General features: G+C 69.3%; 15 protein-coding genes. 12 read left to right on the top strand and 3 right to left on the bottom strand.

Annotated features, from left to right (window positions below):
- The first annotated feature begins 3 nt into the window (after positions 1-3).
- From mrdA to AB4039_RS24715, 9 genes are all read left to right on the top strand, one after another.
- Positions 4-2181: a penicillin-binding protein 2 gene (mrdA, locus tag AB4039_RS24755; RefSeq protein WP_266839002.1), complete on the top strand. Its 2178-nt coding sequence runs from the start codon at positions 4-6 to the stop codon at positions 2179-2181.
- A 7-nt stretch (positions 2182-2188) separates the two neighbouring features.
- The gene (gene rodA / locus AB4039_RS24750) at positions 2189-3388 is read left to right on the top strand and encodes a rod shape-determining protein RodA (RefSeq protein WP_266839000.1); all 1200 of its coding nucleotides are present in this window, start codon (positions 2189-2191) and stop codon (positions 3386-3388) included.
- Positions 3389-3466: 78 nt separating this feature from the next.
- On the top strand, positions 3467-5017 hold the full coding sequence (locus AB4039_RS24745) for a CYTH and CHAD domain-containing protein (RefSeq protein ID WP_266838998.1): 1551 nt from the start codon (positions 3467-3469) through the stop codon (positions 5015-5017).
- Positions 5018-5090: 73 nt separating this feature from the next.
- Entirely contained in the window at positions 5091-7016 is a 1926-nt protein-coding gene (locus tag AB4039_RS24740; protein ID WP_442271851.1) for a TIGR03960 family B12-binding radical SAM protein, read from the top strand.
- Between the two features lie 567 nt (positions 7017-7583).
- On the top strand, positions 7584-8108 hold the full coding sequence (locus AB4039_RS24735) for a DUF6879 family protein (RefSeq protein WP_442271850.1): 525 nt from the start codon (positions 7584-7586) through the stop codon (positions 8106-8108).
- Positions 8109-8126: 18 nt separating this feature from the next.
- Positions 8127-8975 (top strand): helix-turn-helix domain-containing protein, encoded by an 849-nt coding sequence (locus AB4039_RS24730; RefSeq protein ID WP_442271849.1) that lies wholly within the window; start codon positions 8127-8129, stop codon positions 8973-8975.
- Positions 8976-9260: 285 nt separating this feature from the next.
- Positions 9261-9479, top strand: coding sequence for a hypothetical protein (locus tag AB4039_RS24725; protein ID WP_442271848.1), 219 nt, complete (start codon positions 9261-9263; stop codon positions 9477-9479).
- A 268-nt stretch (positions 9480-9747) separates the two neighbouring features.
- A complete protein-coding gene (locus AB4039_RS24720; protein WP_100107149.1) occupies positions 9748-9972 on the top strand; it encodes a DUF397 domain-containing protein in 225 nt (74 codons plus the stop codon).
- An 80-nt stretch (positions 9973-10052) separates the two neighbouring features.
- Positions 10053-10529, top strand: a complete 477-nt coding sequence (locus AB4039_RS24715) for a hypothetical protein (RefSeq protein ID WP_442271847.1) — start codon at positions 10053-10055, stop codon at positions 10527-10529.
- A 50-nt stretch (positions 10530-10579) separates the two neighbouring features.
- Here AB4039_RS24715 and AB4039_RS24710 read toward each other — a convergent pair whose 3' ends face one another.
- On the bottom strand, positions 10580-11413 hold the full coding sequence (locus AB4039_RS24710) for a recombinase family protein (RefSeq protein ID WP_442271846.1): 834 nt from the start codon (positions 11411-11413) through the stop codon (positions 10580-10582).
- A gap of 163 nt (positions 11414-11576) precedes the next feature.
- On the opposite strand from AB4039_RS24710, the gene AB4039_RS24705 reads away from it, so the two are divergent.
- Complete coding sequence (locus tag AB4039_RS24705) at positions 11577-12167, top strand: hypothetical protein (protein WP_442271845.1); 591 nt, start codon at positions 11577-11579, stop codon at positions 12165-12167.
- Between the two features lie 582 nt (positions 12168-12749).
- On the opposite strand, the gene AB4039_RS24700 is transcribed toward AB4039_RS24705, so the two are convergent.
- Together AB4039_RS24700 and AB4039_RS24695 are read right to left on the bottom strand one after the other, a co-directional pair.
- On the bottom strand, positions 12750-13109 hold the full coding sequence (locus tag AB4039_RS24700; protein ID WP_351202927.1) for a hypothetical protein: 360 nt from the start codon (positions 13107-13109) through the stop codon (positions 12750-12752).
- A gap of 406 nt (positions 13110-13515) precedes the next feature.
- Positions 13516-15090 (bottom strand): recombinase family protein, encoded by a 1575-nt coding sequence (locus tag AB4039_RS24695; RefSeq protein WP_442271844.1) that lies wholly within the window; start codon positions 15088-15090, stop codon positions 13516-13518.
- A 214-nt stretch (positions 15091-15304) separates the two neighbouring features.
- Here AB4039_RS24695 and AB4039_RS24690 point away from each other — a divergent pair, with 214 nt between their 5' ends.
- Positions 15305-16450: a hypothetical protein gene (locus AB4039_RS24690; RefSeq protein WP_442271843.1), complete on the top strand. Its 1146-nt coding sequence runs from the start codon at positions 15305-15307 to the stop codon at positions 16448-16450.
- Positions 16451-16576: 126 nt separating this feature from the next.
- The gene (locus tag AB4039_RS24685; RefSeq protein ID WP_266838992.1) at positions 16577-17356 is read left to right on the top strand and encodes a TIGR03936 family radical SAM-associated protein; all 780 of its coding nucleotides are present in this window, start codon (positions 16577-16579) and stop codon (positions 17354-17356) included.
- Positions 17357-17726 lie beyond the last annotated feature (370 nt).

Here is a 17726-nt window from a genome sequence, read left to right as displayed (position 1 = left end):
GTCGTGACCAACATTCCGGAGACCGGACGCACCCACCGGGTGCAGATCCGGCTCGTCATCCTGCAGGTGCTCGTCTTCTCCCTGCTGCTCACGCTGGGCGGCCGGCTCTGGTACCTCCAGATCCGCAACGGCCAGGAGTACTCCGACGAGGCCAAGAACAACCACGTCCAGCAGGTGGTCCAGCCGGCCGTCCGCGGCTCCATCCTGGACGCGCGCGGCGTGCCGCTGGCCGACAACGAGACCCGTCTGGTCGTCTCCGCCAGCCGCACCGAGCTGATGAAGATAAAGGACAAGGGCAAGGACGTCCTGACCCACCTCGCCGGGGTGCTCGACATGAAGCCGCAGGACGTCATGGACAAGGTCCGCCTCTGCGACTCCAAGACCCCCCAGCCCTGCTGGAACGGTTCCCCCTACCAGCCCATCCCGGTGACCCTGGAGGCCACCACCCAGCAGGCCCTCCAGATCCGCGAACGCCCCGAGGACTTCCCCGGCATCACCGCCGAACCCACCGCCGTACGCCGCTACCCGGCCCCCGGCGGCGCCAACACCGGCCAGGTCCTCGGCTACCTCTCCCCGGTCACCGACGACGAGATCGTCAAGGCGAAGAACACCAACTCGCCGTTCCTGCGCTCGGACCAGGTCGGCCGCTTCGGCCTGGAGCGCACCTACGACAAGGCGCTGCGCGGCAAGTCCGGCGTCACCCGCTACGAGGTGGACAACCTCGGCCGGGTCATCGGCCAGGCCGCCAACGACCCCGCCGTCCCCGGCGCCAACCTGGTCACCAGCATCGACGCCCGCGTCCAGGGGGTCGCCGAGTACGAGCTCAACGCGGCCATGGTCGAGGCGCGCAAGCAGATCGACCGCAACACCGGCGTCCCCTACAAGGCCGACGCCGGCGCCATCATCGTCCTGGAGTCCAAGACCGGCCGGGTCGTGGCCATGGCCTCCAACCCGACGTACGACCCCAACGTGTGGGTCGGCGGCATCTCCGGCAAGGACTACGCCAAGCTCACCGCCAAGGAGTCCAACGTCCCGCTGATGAACCGGGCGATCCAGGGCCAGGCGGCCCCGGGCTCCATCTTCAAGGTCATCCCGACCGCGGCCGCGGTCAACGCCGGGTACAAGTTCGACGGCGACTACCCCTGCCCCAGCTCGTACTCCATCGGCGGCCAGGTCTTCAAGAACTTCGAGTCCCAGGGCCACGGCAACATCACCCTCGGGCGGGCGCTGGAGGTCTCCTGCGACACCGTCTTCTACGCCCTCGGCCACCAGCAGTGGCTGAAGGACGGCGGGCTGCACCCGGTGAAGAACCCGGCGCAGATCTTCTACAAGACCGCCCACCAGTTCGGTCTCGGCGCCGAGACCGGCGTGGACCTGCCGGGCGAGGAGAAGGGCCGGGTCCCCGACCGCGAGTGGAAGCAGAAGTTCTGGGAGGCCAACAAGGACCAGTGGTGCAAGACCGGCAAGAAGGGCGGCACCTACGTCGAGCTGCTCTCCTACGAGAACTGCCTCGAAGGCAACCTCATGCGCGCCGGTGACGCCGTCAACTACTCCATCGGACAGGGGGACACGCTCGTCACGCCGATCCAGATGGCCACCATCTACGCCGCCATCTCCAACGGCGGCACCCTGTGGAACCCGACCATCGGCAAGGCGATCATCAGCGCCGACGGCAAGAAGGTCGAGGAGATCAAGCCGAAGGCCCACGGCAAGCTGCCCATGACCGAGGAGACCCGGTCGAAGATAGGAGAAGCGCTGGAGGGCGTCGCCACCCGCGGCACCGCCGCCTGGCGTTTCGGCGGCTGGCCGCAGAAGGAGATCCCGATGCACGCCAAGACCGGCACCGCCGAGGTCTACGGCAAGCAGACGACCTCCTGGTTCGCCACGTACACCGAGGACTACACGATCGTGATGACGATCTCCCAGGGCGGCACCGGCTCCGGTGCCTCCGGTCCCGCCGTCCGCAACGTCTACAACGCGATCTACGGCCTCGACATGGCCGGCAAGCAGGACCCCAAGAAGGCCCTGCTGCTCAAGCCCGAGGCCGAGCTGCCCAAGGTGCAGCCCGACGGCTCCATCGACGCCCCCGAGGTGCGGCCGTACGTGCCGCCGTCCCCGGAGGACTCCGCCCCGCCCGCGCTCGCCGGACCGCCGGCCCCGCCCGCCCACCGGCAGGACTGAGGCCCCGATGCAGACCGCCAACAAGTTCTCCGTCTCCCGCTACGCGCCCGAGCGCGGACCCGTGGCCAAGCTGACCGCGCGGGACTCCGTCCTGCGCCGGCTCGACTGGCCGATCCTGCTGTCCGCGCTCGCGCTGTCCGCCCTCGGCTCCCTGCTGGTGTGGTCCGCGACCCGCAACCGCACCACCCTGAACCAGGGGGACCCGTACTACTTCCTCCTGCGCCACGCCATGAACACCGGCATCGGCCTGGTCCTGATGATCGGCACCATCGCCCTCGGGCACCGCACCCTGCGCGGAGTCGTGCCCCTCCTGTACGGGCTCTCCCTGGTCCTGATCATCGCCGTGCTCACCCCGCTCGGCGCCACCATCAACGGCGCCCACGCGTGGATCGTGATCGGCGGCGGCTTCTCGCTCCAGCCCTCCGAGTTCGTGAAGATCACGATCATCCTCGGCATGGCCATGCTGCTCGCCGCCCGGGTGGACGCGGGAGACCTCGCCCACCCCGACCACCGCACCGTGATGAAGGCGCTGTGCCTGGCCGCCGCCCCCATGGGCATCGTCATGCTGATGCCCGACCTCGGCTCCGTCATGGTCATGGTCGTCATCGTGCTCGGCGTGCTGCTCGCCTCCGGCGCCTCCAACCGCTGGGTGGTCGGCCTGCTCGCCTCCGGCGCCGCGGGGGCCGTCCTGATCTGGCAGCTCGGCGTCCTCGACGAGTACCAGATCAACCGCTTCGCGGCCTTCGCCAACCCCGAGCTCGACCCCGCGGGCGTCGGCTACAACACCAACCAGGCCCGCATCGCGATCGGCTCCGGCGGCCTGACCGGCTCCGGGCTCTTCAAGGGCTCGCAGACCACCGGCCAGTTCGTCCCGGAGCAGCAGACCGACTTCGTCTTCACCGTGGCGGGGGAGGAGCTCGGATTCCTCGGCGCCGGACTGATCCTGGTCCTCCTCGGCGTCGTGCTCTGGCGGGCCTGCGTCATCGCCCGCGAGACCACCGAGCTCTACGGCACCGTCGTGTGCGCCGGGATCATCGCCTGGTTCGCCTTCCAGGCCTTCGAGAACATCGGGATGACCCTCGGCATCATGCCCGTGGCCGGGCTCCCGCTGCCCTTCGTGTCCTACGGAGGATCATCGATGTTCGCCGTCTGGGTGGCGATCGGACTACTCCAGTCCATCCGGGTCCAACGCCCCATGTCGGCCTGATCACGCCGTGAGGGGCCGCTTTCCGCCGGAGCGGGCGGCGGCCTCCCACCGCACCCCGTTCCGCATTAGATTCGGTTCATGGCGGAAACCAAGCGCGAGATCGAGCGGAAATTCGAGTTCACGCAGGGCGACGGCGCGCAGGGCGGCGAAGCCGGCACCGGAGGCCGCGGACGCCTCCCCGACCTGACCGGCACCGCCGGGATCACCGCGGTCCGCGACGAGGGCACCGTCCGCCTCGACGCCGTCTACTACGACACCCCCGACCGGCGCCTCGCCGCCGCCGGGCTCACCCTGCGGCGCCGCACCGGCGGCCAGGACGCCGGCTGGCACCTGAAACTGCCCGTCGCCCCCGGAGTCCGCGACGAGATCCGCGCGCCCCTCGCCGACACCCCGCCCCGCGCCCTCACCGCCCTCGTCCGCTCCCGCGTCCGCGACTCCGGGCTCGAACCGCAGGTCAGGCTGGGCTCCGAACGCGCCGTGAGCCACCTCCTCGATGCCCGGGGCGACTTCCTAGCCGAGCTGAGCACCGATGCCGTGCGCGCCGAGCGGGGCACCGCCGTCGCCACCTGGACCGAGGTCGAGGTGGAACTCGCCGACGGAGTGGACCCCGCCCTCCTCGACGCCGTCGAGAAGCGCTTCCGCAAGGCCGGGCTCCGGGTCAGCGACGCCCCCTCGAAGCTCGCCCGCGCCCTCGCCGAGACCGGCGCCGCCCCGGCCCCCGCCGCTGCCGCCGAAGGCCCGCCCGAGGGCACGGCGGGCGCGCACCTGCTGGCGTACCTGCGCGAACAGCGCGACGCCCTGGTCGCCCTCGACCCCGCCGTCCGCCTGGACCTGCCCGACTCCGTCCACCAGATGCGCGTCGCCACCCGCCGGCTGCGCAGCGCGCTCGCCACCTACCGCCGGATCGTCGACCGCACCGCCACCGACCCGCTCCGCGAGGAACTGCGCCACCTCGGCGCCGAGCTCGGCGCCGACCGCGACCGCGAGGTCCTGCTGGAACGGCTGCGCACCGGCCTCGGGGAACTCCCGCGCACCCTGGTCCACGGCCCGGTCCGGTCCCGGCTGCGCACCTGGAACACCGCCCGCCGCACCACCACCCGCCGCCGCGCCGTCGCGGCCCTCGACAGCCCGCGCCACCTGGCCCTCCTCGACGCCCTCGACGCCCTGCTGGCCGACCCGCCCCTGCGCGCCCGCGCCACCCGCCCGGCGGCGCGCGTCCTGCCGAAGGCCGTGCTCCGCGACTGGGACCGCCTCGCCCGCCGGGTCGGTGCGGCGCTGGAGCTGGAGCCGGGTGAGGAACGCGACACCGCCCTGCACGAGGCCCGCAAGGCGGCCAAGCGCGCCCGCTACGCGGCCGAGGCCGCCGCCCCCGCCCTCGGCAAACCGGCCCGGCGCCTGGCCAAGGCCGCCAAGACCGTGCAGACCCTGCTGGGCGAGCACCGCGACGGCGTCGTGGCCCGCGAGGCCCTGCACCGGCTGGCCCTCCAGGCGTCCGGCGCCGGCGAGCCCTCCTTCACCTGGGGCGTCCTGTACGGCCGCGAGGAAGGCGTGACCGCGCGCTGCGAACGCGAGCTCCCGGCCGTCTGGGCCGAGGCCGCCGACCCCGCGCTGCGGGCCGCCCTCACGTGATCACGTGGGCGGGGGCGGTCCGGCCCTCGGGGTACGCTTGAGAGTCGCCCCCTGCCCGCTTCACGAAAGTCGCGTGATGTCCGAGTCGGTCTTCCCACAGCTCGAAGCTCTGCTCCCGCATGTGCAGAAGCCCATCCAGTACGTCGGTGGTGAGCTCAACTCCACGGTGAAGCCCTGGGAGTCGTGTGACGTCCGCTGGGCGCTCATGTACCCGGACGCGTACGAGGTGGGGCTGCCCAACCAGGGCGTCATGATCCTCTACGAGGTGCTGAACGAGCGCGAGGGCGTCCTCGCCGAGCGCACGTACTCGGTCTGGCCCGACCTCGAAGAGCTGATGCGCGAGCACAAGGTGCCGCAGTTCACCGTCGACAGCCACCGCCCGGTCGGCGACTTCGACGTGTTCGGCCTGTCCTTCTCCACGGAGCTGGGCTACACCAACATGCTCACGGCCCTCGACCTGGCGGGCATCCCGCTGGAGTCGAGGAACCGTACGGTCGACCACCCCATCGTGCTCGCGGGCGGCCACGCGGCCTTCAACCCCGAGCCGATCGCGGAGTTCATCGACTGCGCCGTCATCGGCGACGGCGAGCAGGCCGTCCTCGACATGACCGAGATCATCCGCACCTGGAAGGCCGAAGGCCGTCCGGGCGGACGCGAGGAAGTGCTGCTGCGCCTCGCGAAGACCGGCAACGTCTACGTGCCGGGCTTCTACGACGTGGAGTACCTGGAGGACGGCCGCATCGGCCGTGTCGTGCCGAACCGCTCCGGCGTGCCGTGGCGCGTGTCCAAGCACACCGTCATGGACCTCGACGAGTGGCCCTACCCCAAGCAGCCCCTGGTCCCGCTCGCCGAGACCGTCCACGAGCGCATGTCCGTGGAGATCTTCCGCGGCTGCACCCGCGGCTGCCGTTTCTGCCAGGCCGGCATGATCACGCGCCCCGTGCGGGAGCGAAGCATCACCGGCATCGGCGAAATGGTGGAGAAGGGCCTCAAGGCGACCGGCTTCGAGGAGGTCGGCCTCCTCTCCCTCTCCTCGGCGGACCACACCGAGATCGCCGACATCGCCAAGGGCCTCGCCGACCGCTACTCGGACGACAAGGTGGGCCTGTCCCTGCCGTCGACACGCGTCGACGCCTTCAACGTGGACCTGGCCAACGAGCTGACCCGCAACGGTCGCCGCTCCGGCCTCACCTTCGCCCCCGAGGGCGGCTCCGAGCGCATGCGCAAGGTCATCAACAAGATGGTCTCGGAAGAGGACCTGATCCGCACGGTCGCCACCGCCTACGGCAACGGCTGGCGCCAGGTGAAGCTGTACTTCATGTGCGGCCTGCCCACCGAGACCGACGAGGACGTCCTCCAGATCGGTGACATGGCGGTCAACGTCATCGCCAAGGGCCGCGAGGTCTCCGGACAGAACGACATCCGCTGCACGGTCTCGATCGGCGGGTTCGTGCCGAAGCCGCACACCCCCTTCCAGTGGGCGCCGCAGCTCTCGGCGGAGGAGACGGACGCCCGTCTCGGCAAGCTCCGCGACAAGATCCGCGGCGACAAGAAGTACGGCCGCTCCATCGGCTTCCGCTACCACGACGGCAAGCCCGGCATCGTCGAGGGCCTCCTCTCGCGCGGCGACCGCCGCGTCGGCGACGTCATCCGAGCCGTGTACGAGTCCGGCGGCCGCTTCGACGGCTGGCGCGAGCACTTCTCGTACGACCGCTGGATGCAGGCCGCGGAGAAGACGCTGCCCTCCTACGGCGTCGACGTCGCCTGGTACACCACCCGTGAGCGCACCTACGAGGAGGTCCTGCCCTGGGACCACCTGGACTCCGGCCTCGACAAGGACTGGCTGTGGGAGGACTGGCAGGACGCACTCGACGAGACCGAGGTCGAGGACTGCCGCTGGACCCCCTGCTTCGACTGCGGCGTCTGCCCGCAGTTCGACACATGGCCACAAGTAGGACCGACGGGTAAGAAGCTACTCCCGCTTGAGGTCAAGAAGTAGCCGTGACCAGCGGCGATGCCGTCCAGAGGATGGCTGAGACGCTCGCTGGCATGAGCGAGGCGGAGCGTACCGCGATCCTTCGAGGGCTCGGGACGAAGGAGCGCGAGCAGGCTTCCCGCCCTGTGCGGCGCACGCCGCTCCCTGCTCCTCGGCAAGATCCGGGCATCGTCTCGGCGGTCGAGTGGGTGTAGCTGACGAAAGGCGTCCGGGCCGTAAAGGTCCGGGCGCCTTCTACGTGGCGCCGACGGACAGCATCGGGTCGGATCGGGGTGAACATGCCCTCTTTACCCGCAGGTTCCGACAGAGTGAAGGTCGTGCAACCAGGCGCAACGCGCTCGACAGGGAGGGACACCATGGCCTTACGGTTCGTCGGTAAAGATCCCGAGTCCGGAGATCACGGATCACCCGCTGTGTGGGTGGACCAGGAGTCGAAGGATCTTGTGATCCAGGGGTGGACGGCAGACGAGCGGACCACGGGCGAGAGCTCGCGGGATGTGCCGATCCCCGGGCACGAGTCGGTGATCAGGGTTCCGAAGCGGATGATCCCGCTTCTCAGGGAGGCGCTCCGTGTCGCAGAGTCTGACTGACTTCTCTGACCTCATCAGGTCAGTGCAGGAGTCAGCCGTGCATCTTGAGATGCGCGACACGTACGGCGTCGAGAACGAGATCGAAGGCTTCGCCGCGTGGAAGCAAGGGCGCCGGCTCGACCCGGAGGACCGGGGTTCGTGGTGGCGTCCGTGGCTCGACCTCGTTCAGGAGGTCACGGCCAAGGGTGTGGTCATCCGACGTGCCCGCATCGTCTCGGAGCCCGTCAGTGATTACATCGCCTTCGAGCACTCGGGCACCTTCACGAACGTGGCTGCCGGGGAGCAGATCCGTTGGCTGCCCCGTCGCCACGCCTCGGACCTTGCCCTGCCAGGTAACGACTTCTGGTTGTTCGACGGCCGCCTTGTCCAGTTCAACGTCTTCGACGGATTCGGCCGGTGGGTCCACACTGACCAGACGGAAGACCTTGCCGCAGTTGGGCTGTGCGCGTCGGCGTTCGAAGCGGTGTGGGAGCGAGCCATCCCGCACGAGAAGTACACCGTCTGATTCCTGACCGGTCAGCTCATGCCTTCCTCTCCACTCTCCAGCGCCCAAGCGGCGCGAGCCGCTGTGGCTGCCCGCTTGCAGGGCCTCATGCAAGACGCTGGCCTGACAGGGCATGAGCTGGCCGCTCGGTGTGGCTGGCACAAGTCGAAGTCATCCCGGATCGCGCGGGGCAAGACGCCACCCTCGGATGCTGACATCCGTGCATGGTGCGCTGCCTGCGGGGCTGACGATCACGCGGCTGATCTGATCGCTGCGTCCCGAAACGCAGAGTCGATGTACGTCGAGTGGCGGCAGATCCATCGCGATGGGATGCGCCGAGTTCATGAGCAGACTGTCCCGCTGTACCAGCGGACCCGCTCCTTTCGCGTCTACGCCTCGAACGTCATGCCGGGGATGCTCCAGACCCCCGGCTACGCGACAGGGCTTCTACGGTCCATCACAGCCTTTCAAGGAACCCGGGACGACGTGGCCGACGCCGTGCAGGCTCGGACCCAACGGTCCCGCGTGATCCGGGAGGGGGATCACCGGTTCGCCCTGGTGCTCGAAGAGACGGTTCTCTACTACCGGGTGAGCGACGATGCCGCCATGGCGGCCCAGCTTGAACACGTGCTCTCGGTGATGGGACAGCCGAACGTATCCCTCGGCATCATCCCCGCCCGCGCCCGCCGTACCGTCTGGCCGCTCGAAGCCTTCTACGCCTTCGACGATCGACAGGTGGCGGTGGAGACGCTCACCGCAGAGATCAACCTGACCACGCCCGGCGAGATCCGTACGTACCTTCGCGCCTTTTCCGAGCTGTCCCGATCCGCCGTGCGCGGGGCCGAAGCCCGCGCCCTGATCACGAAGGCTCTCGCTGCCCTCGGGTGAATCCGTGCAACCGCGTGCAACAGCGTGGACCCCTCACAACCCCGCTCCCTACGGTCTCCTCATCGACCTCGGAAGCGACAGGGAGGGCGCGACGGTGACGAAGACAGAACCCACGCGGTGGCAGGAAGCGCCGGTAGAGCTGCCGATCCGGGAGGAGCGCCCTGTGCCCGGCTGCCCCGAGTGCACGCGGCTCGGGCAGCTCCGGAAGGCGGCCGGGATGGAGCGTGACAGCACCACGGTTGCCGACTGCAACATCCTGCTTCGGATGCACGGGACCGGCCACTGATGGACATGCAGACGTGGAGGGACGCCAGGACGCAGGCGACGGACGCAACGGAAGCCATACGCGCGGCACTCGCTGCGCTCGGAGTTCCCGAGTCCGCGTGGAGCAGCGTCCGGCCGGTGGTGACGCACAGCGGGCAGGCGTACGTCCATCTCGGGATGATCCGCGCTGATGCGGTCGAGCAGATCGCAGAGGCGCTGCGGGTGCCCTCGGCGCCCTGAGTTCTCACAGAATCCTGTCACTGCCGCCCTCCCGGCGGGACAGGTGGTCCCCCGACCGGACAAGGCTTGAACAGGGACAGGGCGTGTCCCGTCTGAGCTGACGTGTTCGGGTTCTCCCCCGGTCCGCTCCTTGACCGGAGTGCCGCCCTGAGCGGTGAGGGCATCGCTCCGGACTCAGGGAGCCGGGGCAGCCACTCCAAGACTTCCGTCCGCTACGGGCGGGGGACGGCCCTGTCTGGGCCGTCAGCAGATCAGGAAGGGCACAACGATGACCGACCTGTACGGGCTCCCCATCGAGGGAGCCGAGTTCTCGAAGGCGTGCGGCGGCAGTACCCACCCGGACGGAGAGGCGTGCGTGACCCTCGCGAAGATCGGGCCGGACGCGTGGGCCATGGGTGACAGCAAGCGCCCGGGCGCCGAGCCGCTGCGCTTCACCACGGCCGAGCTGGACGCGGCGGGTATCGACCCCGCCCGCTTCGACCTCTCCGCCTGATCCGCGGCACCACCTGAACTGACGGCCCTGCCCTCACGCCGACGGGCGGGGCCGTCGTCATCTCTCGGAACGGAGCAGCGGTGCACCACCACGGTTACGCATGGGTGGGGGAGAAGAAGACGTTCGACAGGGAGAGCGTCCGTAGACCGGCCGGACAAGCCCCGACCGCGAGCAGCGAGATGGAGGTACTCGACCGGTACCGAGAAGCCGTGGCCGTGTTCCCGGCGACCGACGTGCCCCCGATCCAGACGGCGCACTGGCTGATGAAACCGCCCTCGATGATCCGAGGGACATGGGAGGAACCCAAGGAGGCCGGCGAGTGGCTGGGGCTCCAGCTCGCAGAGTTCGCACCCCGGTTCGCCTCCGAGCAGGATCGTGAAGTGACCAGACTGGTTCTCCTGGTGAAGGGTGCAGTCGAGCGGCTGACGTGGGGAGGAGACGTGTCCCTCGGCCACTACCTGAAGGGCGCTGTCTTCCACTCCGTCGCCCTTGTGACGTGCTCGCCGAACCGCTCTGATCCCGACCTGCCCTGCCCCGCCCGGCAGACCCGCGCATGACAGCGGCCCCCGGCGTATGCCGAGGGCCTGCCTGCATCTGTGTGCCTGTCTCAGGCGCTCTCTCCCAGGTGGCGGTACAACGTGGCACGACCGATTCCCAGGGCCTTTGCGATGGCTGTGACGCTGTCACCCTTGGCGTGCCGGGCACGGGCTACGGCGAGCTTGTCGTCATCCATGACAGAGGGACGCCCCCCGACGTTGCCCTTACGGGCCGCAGCCTCCAACCCCTCCAACGTCTTCTCTCGTATGCCTTCCCGCTCCACCTCTGCACTGACGGCGAGCACGGCGAACACGATGGCACCTGCCCCGTTCGGGTCGTACACACCCTGAAGCGGACCGGACAGGAGTTCCAGTTGGATGCCGTCTGCCTGAAGGGTGGAAGACAGCGTCATCAGCTCTGCCGCACTGCGGGCAAGACGCTTCATCTCGACCACGGTCAGGATGACCGGCTGATTCGGTGCGGCTGCCTTGATCTCCCGGGCCAGGGCGAGCGCCTTCTCAAGCTCCGGCCGCTCCTTCACACGGGTGCTGATCTTCTCCGAGAAGACGCGGGTGCAGTCGGCACGGGCAAGCATGTCCAACTGGGACTGAAGTTCCTGTCCAACGGTGGAGCACCGTGCGTAGCCCAGCCGGATCGCTGCACCCGGTATCGCGTCGGGTACCTGTGTGACAGGAGCGCCCTGTGTCCACGCCTTACCGGGGTTTCGGTCGGCCGGAGTCTTCACGGTCAGTTCCGCCTTGAGCGCGGGCACCAGGGCGAAGCGGCCCGTGTGGTAATTCGCTGCCACCTTGCCCGTGGTCGTGCGGCAGGGGCTACCGGCAGGGGCATCGCACTTCGGGCAGGCGTGGCGTTCGACCTGTGCGGCCGGGGTGTTCGTGGTCATGACGAGACCGTCTCACAAACGTGTCCCGAAAGCCAGCTCCGAGGGAAGGTTCCGGGACGCGTTTCGAGACGTCTGAGCGTGGGCGAAACGGACATGCCCCAAGCGTGGTCCGTCCGTCCCGAAAACGAAGGTTTGTGAGACGCATTTCGGTACGCTCTTCGTAATGTCTGATGAAGCGGTACTGCCAAGCCATCTCGATGGGTTTCCGATCCTGCGATCGGACGAGGAGATGGAGGAGGTACAGCAGCGCATGTCTCTCCTGGTGGGTGAGGTGGCGAGGGAGAGTGCTGCGCTGGAGTACTACCTGCGCAAACTGATGACCTGCCTCATCGACAGCAAGTACGCCGAGGTTGTGGCTGCGGGGCTTGGAGCGCATGAGCTGATCGATACGTGTACGGCGCTCGTGAAGATCAACCGGGAGATCACGGAAGCGCAGCGCACCGAGTGCCGCTCCACACTTGCGACCCTCAAGCCCTTGCTCGCCCGACGGAACCACTTGGTGCACGGCATGTGGTCGCCGGAGCGTGTGCCGGAGACTGAGCCGCTACCCAGCGCAGCGTGGGCGCTTGTCAGCAAGAGGCGCACGGCTGCGGCCTCCATCGAGATCTCCTACGAAGAAGCGGAAACCTTGGCCTACGAGTTGAATCGGGCGGGCTCCGGAGTCTTCGACTGGATCTGTCGCTCCCTTCTTGTGCAGCTGAGGAGAGAGCAGGTGACCGAGCCCCCCGAGGAGGCGAACGGGGGTGGGGTATGACCCCCTGGCGGGCAAGTGGGGACCGCCATGTCTTGGCGGCTCAAATCCTGCCACGGTTTCAGAGCCCGTCAGGGCGGCGGCGGAGTGAGGCAACGGCGGAGAAGATGCAGGTAGGAGAGCTGTGCCCGGCGTGGCCGGCGCTCCAGAGACTGCGCAAGAGTGAGCCTCATCGAGGCTCGTCGTCTGTTGCTTCGCGTTGTGGCCGCGTAGCGGCCCCTTGCCCGAGCGCCTTGCCTTGCAGCCTTGGGGTAGGGGGGGGCGGTAGCGCCCCTGCTTGGCCAGCGCTCTGGTCTTCCTGATGTCGGCCCCTTCGGGGCCGCTTACGTCAAGCCTGCTTCCGCCTGTGCGGCCGGAGGCCGCGTCTGCCCTTCCTCTTCGCCGATGCGCTTGCGGTTGGGGCGCTGCGCGCGGGCTTCCCTTCGCAGCTGACATGTAAGTACGTAAGTGCCTTGCTTCCTTCGGCCCCTTCGGGGCCGCACTGTGAGGCCAAAAAGAAAAGAGAGGATGCGAACGTTTCCGCAGGTGAGATGCCGACTCGGTACATGCGAGGCGTGTGCTGGCTACACGTGAGCGATGTAGCTGTCACCGGTCAAGGTGAAGGCGGCACGGTACGGGTGCGCCCTTCCTCTTCTGGAACAGGTAGTAGGGGAGGAGCAGACAAGCAGCCCCTGACCGGGGAGAGACGAGATCGAGTTGCTTGGCGCGGGCCAGAGCGTTGTTCGTGCTCTGATCGGACAGGGGCTTGCCCTCCTTGCCCAACAGTGCGGCGAGCTTGCCGGGACCGAAGCTGGCGTGCCCGTGGCGGTCGGCCCACCCGAGGGCCGCGAAGTGGATGCGGTAGGCGAGCGGGTGTCGGGGGTCTCGGGCCATCCGCTGGTACTCCTGCTGGGAGACACCGCCCCACGTGCGGCCCTGTCCGAAGTCGATGCTGCTCGAAGTCATCGGCCGGTCGCTTCGATGCCGGCGCAGTCGTCGTGAGCCTCTCCGTCGACGAGCGGTGCGGCGCAGACCTCACAGGTCCAGACGATCTCGATGGTGATGTTCAAGGGCGGCGACCTCCTGGCGGCGGCCAAGGCAGCGCGTAGCTGTACCTCGGCGGGTGAGTGGAAGTCGCGCAGTACCGTCCTGCGCTTCGGGGTGCCCTTGGCTTCCCCTGCCAGCCCCTTGGGATGGCGGCCCCTTCGCGGAGTGGCCAGCTCTACCGCCGTCACACGGCGGGAGCTACGGTGTCCGCTCCTCGAAGGAGCGGGAGGATCTTCTTACACGGCAGGTTGTTCGGTCGTCAACCTGATCGGAGGAGCCCCCGCCCTGCGCGCGGCGGGCGAGACAGGGCAGGGGCATGGGTCCGTCAGAGCTTGGCGGCGAACTCGTCGCTCTTGATGACGAGACGCTCGCGCACATCGCGAGGGATCTTCAGCCGCAGGCGCACGGAGGGAGCGCGCACGCCCTTGACCTTGGTTCGAGTCACCTCGCACGTGACGCCGACGCGGCGCAGATCCTCGGCCATGGCTTCCATGCCTCCCGACTCCCATACTTCGCGGAACGTCTTCCCGTTGTGGACGAGCGTCCAGCGGTCCTGCGTGCTTTCGGGGTCGATCGCGCTCAGCTCGTCGGTCAGCTTGTCGAGCGTCTTCTCCGCCTGCTCCTGAGTGAACCGCGTCTTCGTGTAGCGGCCTCCCGGCTCAAGGCCCGTCATGTAGTAGGCGATGGCCTCTTCGAGTCGCTTCACCTCGGCCCGAGCCTCCGCCCCCTGCGCGTACTCCCGAACCTGTACGGGGAAGTCGCCGAGGACTCTCAGTACGTCGTTCACGAGCACGTCGTACACACCCTGTGGATCGGGTGCGCCGAGCCCCCCGCTCTTGCACTTCTGGCACCGGAGGTACTGGTACTGGCCGAACTTGTTGGTCGTGACGTGCACGGTCATGTTCGACGTGCAGTCGACACAGGTGAGGACTCCGAGGAACTGCGTCGCGCCGTGCGTCTGGCGCTGGGGTTGGTTCTTGCCGCGCCGGTCGATGGCCTCCTGGAGTTCGTCGTACTCCTCCTTGGTGAAGATGGGATCGGCCACCCTGATCGGCTTGCCGTCGTGTCCGAGTATCAGCTTCGAGCGGCGTACGCCGCCGTTCTTGTTCTCCTCCACCCGGTAGCCCATGAGTGCTGGGTTACGGAGGCGCCGGAGGAGAGTCGAGGTAGTGAGCCCTGGGGACACGAGCCCGGAGCGGACGAGGCACAGAGCCATGCGCCGGGCGGACACTCCCCGAAGTGCCATGCGGCGAGCCCAGTGCAGTGCCTTGTGTGCGTTCGGCTCGATGGCAAGGGAGGGCTTTCCGTTCGCCTTCGTGGTGACGAAACCGTACGCAGGCTTGCCGACGAACCACGCGTCCTGAGTCCGCGTGTAGTCCCACAGCGACGCGACCCGTGTCGACGTGTTTGCCGCCTCGATCTCGGCGATACCACCGATGAGCGTGACCATCATCCGGCCGACAGTCGATTCGAGGTCGATGCTGTCGTTCTTCGACACGAGGTTCTTCCCGTACCGCTCGCACCACTCGATCATGGTCGAGAGGTCCGACATGCGGCGGATGAACCTGTCGAGCTTCCAGAAGAGCAGGACATCGAACTCCGGGGCCCGGTTGTTGAGCCACTCGCCCAGCTCCTTCCGCTTCCACGGCGGAACCTTCGTTGCCGACACGTTGAGATCAGAGGCGATGCCGACGACGCGGCACCCCTTCTCTCTGGCCAGGAGGCGGAGGTCCAGCTCCTGCCGTACCGGCGACGTCGTGTCCTCTGTAAGAACCGACAGGCGGATGGACAGCAGGGCGCGCGGAGCGTCCGCAGGGAGTAGAGCCTCCGCCTTCTTCAGGTCCTCCAAGAGGGCCAGGTCTGAGGCAGTCCACTCGGTCTCGACGGCATACGTCTTCATGGGCCGGAGCGTATGTATGGATGTAGCCCTGTGTCCATCTGCCCGCAGCTCGACACCCACATCCAGATTCCGACGGGGCAGAAGCTGCTGCCGCTGTCGGTCGTGAAGTGACCCCGGCCTGAGGCCGCGTCCGTGTGCCCCCGCCGTCAACGGCGGGGGCACGCGCATGTGCGCGCGGCGCAACGGGTCCGGCCCGTCTGGTGTCCTTAGCGGCATGGAAATGCAGAAGCCGCCGCCCGCGAGCGCCGGCGACGGGTGTCTGGTGGGGGTCCTGCGGGTCCCGGTCAAGATCGTGGCCGTCCTCGTGGTGCTGCCCGTGAGGGTGGTCTGGGACCTGCTCGCCGCCGTCGCCCGGCTGCTGAACCGGCACGTCCTCGGTCCGGCCGGGCGGGGGCTGCGCCGGTTGCACGACGCCGTGGTGCGGCCGGTGCTGCGCGGGCTCGGCCGGGTCGCGGCGACCCTGCTGATGCTGGTCTTCGTCTGGCCGTGGACGGGCCTGTGGCGGTACGTGCTGAGCCCCGTCGGGCGGTGGCTGGCCCGGCTGGGGAGCGCGGTGGCCGCGTACCTGCTCCGCCCGCTGGGCCGGGGCCTCGCCCTCGTCGCGCGGGCACTGTTCGTGTGGCCCTGGGTGACGCTGTGGCGCCAGGTGCTGGCCCCCGTCGGCGCCGCGCTGCTGACGCACCTGCTGCGGCCGCTCGGGGACGGGGTCGGCCGGGCCCTGCGCGCGGTGGGCCGGCGGCTGCTCGCGCCGCTGGCCAGGGGGATCACCCTGGTCGGATGGGCGCTGGGGATGGCTCTGTTCGTCTGGCCGTGGGCCTGGCTGTGGCGCTCCGCGCTCGTGCCCGTCGGGCGGGGAAGCGCCCGGCTGGCACACGCCACCGGGGTCGCGCTCGTGTGGCTGCTCCGGGCGCTGTTCGTCTGGCCGTGGGCCCGGCTGTGGCGGTACGTCGTCGTGCCGGCCGCGGGCGCCGCGTACCGGTACCTGCTGGCACCGCTGGGCCGGGGAGCGTGCGCGTACCTGCTCGCACCCCTCGGCCGGCTGCTCGTCGGCGCATGGCACCTCGCCGGCCGGATCAGCCGGGCTCTCGGGCGCGGACTGGTGCGCCTGTGGCGCGGATGCGTCGCGCGGCCCTGTGCCTGGGCCTACCGGCAGGTCGCCACCCCCGCCGGGCACGTCGTCCGCGAAATCTGGCGCACCGCCCGCGCCGCCGTGCGCGAAGCCCGTGCCGAGGTGCGGCGCGCCCTGTTCGGTGCCCCGCCCCGGGAACCGGTGCGGTCACGGGCGCGTACTCTGGGTAGTACGACAGCCGTAGGCAGCGCGCCCGCTCCCGAGATCTCCCTGCACGAACGGCAGGGGTGAGCCGGAGGCGGGGCGTGACCGCCCGGCCCCCGGACACTCAGGGCGGCGCGCGAGCCGCGACGCCCCGCACAAGGAGAAGAACCACTGGGCAAGCGACAGCCCGAAGGCCCGCCTCCCGCACCGGTGGTGCAGCGCATCCGACTGCGCTACACCAAGCGTGGCCGCCTCCGGTTCACCAGCCACCGAGACTTCCAGCGCGCCTTCGAGCGCGCCCTGCGCCGCGCCGAGGTACCCATGGCGTACTCGGCCGGCTTCACCCCGCACCCCCGGGTCTCGTACGCGAACGCCGCGCCCACCGGCACCGGCAGCGAGGCCGAGTACCTGGAGATCGGGCTCGCCGCGCCCCGCGACCCCGAGAAGCTCCGTGAGCTCCTCGACGAGTCGATGCCGGTCGGGCTCGACATCATCGACGCCGTCGAAGCCCGCACCTCCGGGCTCGCGGACCGGCTGACCGCCTCCGTGTGGGAGCTGCGCCTGGAGGGCGTGGACCCCGCCGACGCCGAGCGGGCGGTGGAGACCTTCCTCACCGCCGAGACCGTGGAGGTGCAGCGCCGCACCAAGAACGGCGTGCGCACCTTCGACACCCGCGCCGCGGTCGTCAGCCTGGAAGCTCTTCCCCTCCAGGCTGATAGGCCGCTGGACAATGCCTGTGCGATACTGCGGCTGGTTGTTCGGCATTTGACACCTGCCGTGCGACCCGACGACGTCCTGTCCGGTCTCCACGCTGTGGCCGACCTGGCGCCGCCGGTCCCCGCTGCGGTGACCAGGCTGGCGCAGGGGCTCTTCGACGAGGAGTCCGGCACGGTGACCGACCCGCTCGCGCCCGACCGCGAGGCTGTCACGGCCGCCCCACCCACGGCCGCCGTGCCCGCCGACGCGAAGGCGCCGGAAGGTCCCGCCGCGTAGGGATCGTCGTCGTCGCGCCGCCCTGGCACTCGGGAGCCACCTGGGTCGGGCAGCGCACTGACCTGAAGACTTCCGCCAGGCCGTACGGACAAGACGTACGGAACCGGCGGCCATGGACTACAGCTCCCGTGTGGCGAACGCGCCCCGGAGGCCGGCTCCGCGCTCCCCGCGCGGAGCCGTGCCGGACCGGATGTCAGCCGCGGCGCCCGGGAGCGTGACGGGAGAACCGCCCGCATGCTCAACACCGAAAACGAGAACACCCCCGCCGCCGAGAACGGCAGCCCGAGCGACAACCTGCCCCCGCGCAGGCGTCGCCGCGCCGCCTCCCGGCCGGCCGGCCCGCCCGGCGGCACCGCCGCCGCCCCGGAGG

Origin of the sequence: Streptomyces sp. M-16, assembly GCF_052114405.1 — a bacterium.
Lineage (GTDB): Bacteria > Actinomycetota > Actinomycetes > Streptomycetales > Streptomycetaceae > Streptomyces.
Note: the sequence above shows the minus strand (reverse complement) of the source record. Positions and strands in the feature narration are given on the sequence as shown.

Bases quoted from the DNA above. Each gene is read 5' to 3' on its own strand.
- AB4039_RS24710 (WP_442271846.1), bottom strand. From the start codon at position 11,413: ATGACCACGAACACCCCGGCCGCACAGGTCGAACGCCACGCCTGCCCG.
- AB4039_RS24695 (WP_442271844.1), bottom strand. From the start codon at position 15,090: ATGAAGACGTATGCCGTCGAGACCGAGTGGACTGCCTCAGACCTGGCC.
- AB4039_RS24720 (WP_100107149.1), top strand. From the start codon at position 9,748: ATGACCGACCTGTACGGGCTCCCCATCGAGGGAGCCGAGTTCTCGAAG.
- AB4039_RS24725 (WP_442271848.1), top strand. From the start codon at position 9,261: ATGGACATGCAGACGTGGAGGGACGCCAGGACGCAGGCGACGGACGCA.
- AB4039_RS24730 (WP_442271849.1), top strand. From the start codon at position 8,127: ATGCCTTCCTCTCCACTCTCCAGCGCCCAAGCGGCGCGAGCCGCTGTG.
- AB4039_RS24700 (WP_351202927.1), bottom strand. From the start codon at position 13,109: ATGACTTCGAGCAGCATCGACTTCGGACAGGGCCGCACGTGGGGCGGT.
- AB4039_RS24690 (WP_442271843.1), top strand. From the start codon at position 15,305: ATGGAAATGCAGAAGCCGCCGCCCGCGAGCGCCGGCGACGGGTGTCTG.
- AB4039_RS24705 (WP_442271845.1), top strand. From the start codon at position 11,577: ATGTCTGATGAAGCGGTACTGCCAAGCCATCTCGATGGGTTTCCGATC.
- AB4039_RS24745 (WP_266838998.1), top strand. From the start codon at position 3,467: ATGGCGGAAACCAAGCGCGAGATCGAGCGGAAATTCGAGTTCACGCAG.
- rodA (WP_266839000.1), top strand. From the start codon at position 2,189: ATGCAGACCGCCAACAAGTTCTCCGTCTCCCGCTACGCGCCCGAGCGC.